Here is a 4,011-nt window from a genome sequence, read left to right as displayed (position 1 = left end):
CCCATATGAGGGGGAGGAAACAGGTGAGGGTGGAAAGTATAGGAAGGTCTCACCCTGCACCCTCTAAGGGAGAGGGATAAGAAACATATTTCTTAAATAATTCTATTTTTGTCTGGTCTCAATCTCTGTTTGAATATGCGGTGTTGTTTACCAAAAGAAGGATTGAGAAGATGTATGGTTATCTCTCTTTCTTCTTCCCTGCAGTTCTCTACTACAAGTTTTCTGACCTTACCTCTCTTAAGATGTAGAGATACACCATAGCCGGATGCAGTATATATATCCTCAAACATTACCTCTTTCCAGTCCTCTGGAAATCCTGCTCCAATGAATAATTTTTTACCACTATCAGAAGCAAGAAGAGAATTCAATGCATATACAAAGGAAGAATGTGAAGTTAAATACCCAAATAGTATCCAGAATCCATCAGGTCTTACCTTTTCAGGGAATATTCCGTGGGTGCTGGTAAAGTTAATCACATGTTTCAACCGCTGATATGTAATTTGGGGGTCTACTGAAGCAAAAGCAATTGCACATCTATTTTCAGTCCATGGCCATATAAGATTTCTGTATGTCCCTGCATTTGTAAGCCCCCATTTGCCCTGATTATCTTTCAGTGCCTCTCTAATACTTTTTGTGGTTATCCCTTCTGGTAAGGCAAATATCTGGAAGGTAAATTCTGCTGAGGGGACAGGTCTTAATGTATCTCCTTCGTATTGAAGCAAAATTCCATTTTTGTAGTTTCTTTGCAGTCCTTTCTTCAGTCCCTCAAGTGTTTTTATATATCTCTCATCTATACTTTCATTTAATACCTTACAGCCATCTATGTATCCTTTTAATGCCTCAATAAGAGTAAGAAGATGAGATGTATCATTAACCCTGTCTATATTTTCATCCGCACCTTCATTAGGTTTAATTATCAATGCTCCATCCTTTTCTATCACGAGTTCTTCAATTAAAAAGTCCACTATCTCTTTGATTAAAGGTAAATTTTTCTTTAATACCTCCTCATCTCCCCAGAACCTGTAAGCATCAAACAACTGCATCGCTATACATCCATTGTTAAACTTTTCTATAGTCCTCCATTCGTTAGCATCTTCAAAATACATACTCTTGCCTGTGTAGTTAGTCATCCACGGGAAATATGCACCACTTCTTCCTAACTGCCTGGCGTAGATTCTTGCGTAACTGGCTGAATTATGGTAATAGTCAAGCAGTTTTAAAGTTCCTTCTCTCTGATTTGCTGTCACCAGTGCCCTGCAGGTAAACAACATGTCCCACTGACACATATATCCACCACCCTTAAACTCACCTGAAAGTCCTTCTGTAATAAACCCATTGGGATGCTGTGAGGCACGGATGAGATATAAACTCTTCCTATACACATCTTCCATTTCTCTGTCAGGTATCTTTACCTTTGTTTGTTTATGGAATCTTCTCCATCTATCTATATGCCTTTTATAAATATCTTCATAGGACTCTTCAAGAGCATTTCTAACAAGATCTATACATTCTTTTTCGTAATTCTCTGTCTGTGTATTGTCCTTAAGAGAGATATATCTCTTAATAACATCTCCTTTTTGTAATCCTGATATCTTTATATATCCTTCATCGGAGATTACCTCTACTTCCTTTCCCTTACCATCTGCCTTTACTCCTGCACATATCTTTCCTTTTATCTCATCAAAAAAATATTCACCACTAATAATATCACCCTGTAATTTTGAAAAAGATATCTTATAAGTATCTGGATATTTTACAATGAGATTAACTGTGTATGAATAACGGGGCTTACGAGAAATAAAAATTATGACTGGTCTTTTTTCATTATCTACCCATAAGATAGTATATCTCTCTACATAAAGCCCTTCATCTGTCAGGAATGTGGTTATCTTCATCCGGATAATAGTTGCCTCAATCTCTGTGGTAAGTGTAGCAGTATATGGGTCAAAGTCCTGGTTAAAATCCCCAACTTCATATAACTCTCCGTCAAAGGCAGTTAGTCGGTATGGAAACTGAGCCAGAGGCACCATAAATCTGCTGCGTGTCCTGTGTGTGGTTTTCTCCCAGCAACATATAGCACCCTCATGCTGTTCTAAATGAAGGTGTCCTGAATCACAGTGCATACTACCTGAATAGTCAACCATAACTGAATCAATCCCATTACCCAATACAAATGGGAAATACATCTTTTCAGGGATATGATATTTTTCACCCATACTCTCTCCTCTCTCTTCATACTCTTCACCCTCTTCACTCAAGGGCGAGGGAAAGATTACTCTATCCCCAATTACCAGAAAAAACAGGACACCTCGGGAAAAGGATGTTCAATAAATCCCTCTCATTCGCTTTAACTCCTGTCTTCTTCTCTAAAATTACCTCTACCTCGGAAAAAGACAGAAGACCAAGTAATAACTGCAATAAATAAAATTCTTTTATCTCTATCTCTGTATCTGCCTTCGCATTACTTACTACATCTATCTTACCTCTCTTGATATCCAGTATTACATTGCCCTTCTCTATACTAATTCTTATTACTCCTGTGTATAACCCCATAACTGACCTCTCTAATCTCGCCTCTAACTCTGGAACCAACCTTCTGAATAATGATTCCATATTAATAACCTGTAGCATATTACCTGATATCCCTCCATATGTCTCCACTAACCTGAACCTTACAGGTATCTCTTTAATAGCATTTATTATTTCAGGGTCAAAAGGTATACGCAATGTGATACGATTTATCCCTTCCCTATATGCAAGGTTGTTTATATACTTTATCAAACTCTGGATTACATAGGGCTTATCTATTCTGTATGCAATTTGATAGATAGTTATCCTTGCCTCAAACTCACTGTATTCTTTCTCGTATCTTGTTCCACCTATGTAACCTGAAACATCTCCATCTTCTCTGAAAACATAAAACAATGGAGAAATGCCAAAACTTTCTTCTATAAGTGAACCATTATATCTGGAATTAAACTCATCCCTTAATTTAATACATTTACCCTCATCTCCTGCTCTGAATGTATCTATCTTCTTTAACATCTCTTCTTCTATCATAACTTCTCCCTCCTCTACCATAGATGCTCCTGCTCCTGCTTTCCTCCCTATTTCTATCTCTATATACCTCCTCGGAAATCTTATATAACCAAACCTTTTATAAAATTTACATAAACCACCCAGCCGTGAGATGTCATAATTATTCTCTACCATCCATCTTACTGTCCCTTCCATCAACTTATGTCCGTATCCCTTACCCTGACATTCAGGCAGTATTGATACCTCACCTACATCTCCTTTTAATATCTTGCTCTTACCTATCCTCATCCAGTGCTTAATTATCCTAACTGCTCCTATTACCTTACCATCCGCCTCTAAAACCAACCAGTTATCCATACCTTTTTCTATCTCTCTGTATTTCTTTTCATATACTTCCCTATCTCCAACAATATTCCTGTTAAATGCCTTATCCAGTACCTCTATTACCCTATCTATATCACCTCTGCTCGCCTGCCTTACTATTTCCATTTTTTTCCTTTCACATAAATGGTTCTATAAGTGCATTTAAAACCTTAACCCCTTTTTCCATACAGCCATCCGGTCCTGTCCTCATATTCGGCTCATAAACATAAGCAATTGTACCATATCTTTTCGGGAGGAGTGCAGGTAAACTGTCTGACTCCTCTGCATAACTCACACCAAACTCTGCTATCCTATCGTATCTGGATAGAGGGTCTACTTTCTCTATTAAACACCTATCACACTCTAACACTTTACTATCATTACCCCATCTTTTATAGATTGATATGTCAGGCCTTATCGCTCCCTCAAATGGCTCTTTACCTTTCTCACAGGCAGCCCAGCCATACAGGTTGATATAAAGGAAAGGAGGATGTTTTTTAATCCATTCCCAGAATACTTTCACCACCACGTTGGATATTTTTTGGGAATTTTGTATCTATCAGGAGAAAGTGTTAAGTTCCCCTTAAAACCAAATACCTCTGCATCCTT

The 4,011-nt window shown here is 37.8% G+C and carries 3 protein-coding genes; all 3 read right to left on the bottom strand.

The window, feature by feature from the left end; genetic code table 11:
* Positions 1-92: 92 nt before the first annotated feature.
* The 3 genes from N3D17_07675 to N3D17_07665 all read right to left on the bottom strand — a co-directional run bounded on the left by N3D17_07675 (position 93) and on the right by N3D17_07665 (position 3,925).
* Complete coding sequence (locus N3D17_07675; GenBank protein ID MCX8083243.1) at positions 93-2,216, bottom strand: hypothetical protein; 2,124 nt, start codon at positions 2,214-2,216, stop codon at positions 93-95.
* A 61-nt stretch (positions 2,217-2,277) separates the two neighbouring features.
* Complete coding sequence (locus N3D17_07670; protein MCX8083242.1) at positions 2,278-3,528, bottom strand: GNAT family N-acetyltransferase; 1,251 nt, start codon at positions 3,526-3,528, stop codon at positions 2,278-2,280.
* A 10-nt stretch (positions 3,529-3,538) separates the two neighbouring features.
* Entirely contained in the window at positions 3,539-3,925 is a 387-nt protein-coding gene (locus tag N3D17_07665; protein MCX8083241.1) for a hypothetical protein, read from the bottom strand.
* Between the last annotated feature and the right edge of the window lie 86 nt (positions 3,926-4,011).

The sequence above is a fragment of the bacterium genome (assembly GCA_026414725.1).
Taxonomy (GTDB): Bacteria; Ratteibacteria; UBA8468; order B48-G9; family JAFGKM01; genus JAAYXZ01.
This window is presented reverse-complemented; position numbering and strand designations above follow the sequence as displayed.

Excerpts from the sequence above, each read along its gene's own strand:
- N3D17_07670 (MCX8083242.1), bottom strand. The coding sequence starts at position 3,528 with ATGGAAATAGTAAGGCAGGCGAGCAGAGGTGATATAGATAGGGTAATA.
- N3D17_07675 (MCX8083243.1), bottom strand. The coding sequence starts at position 2,216 with ATGGGTGAAAAATATCATATCCCTGAAAAGATGTATTTCCCATTTGTA.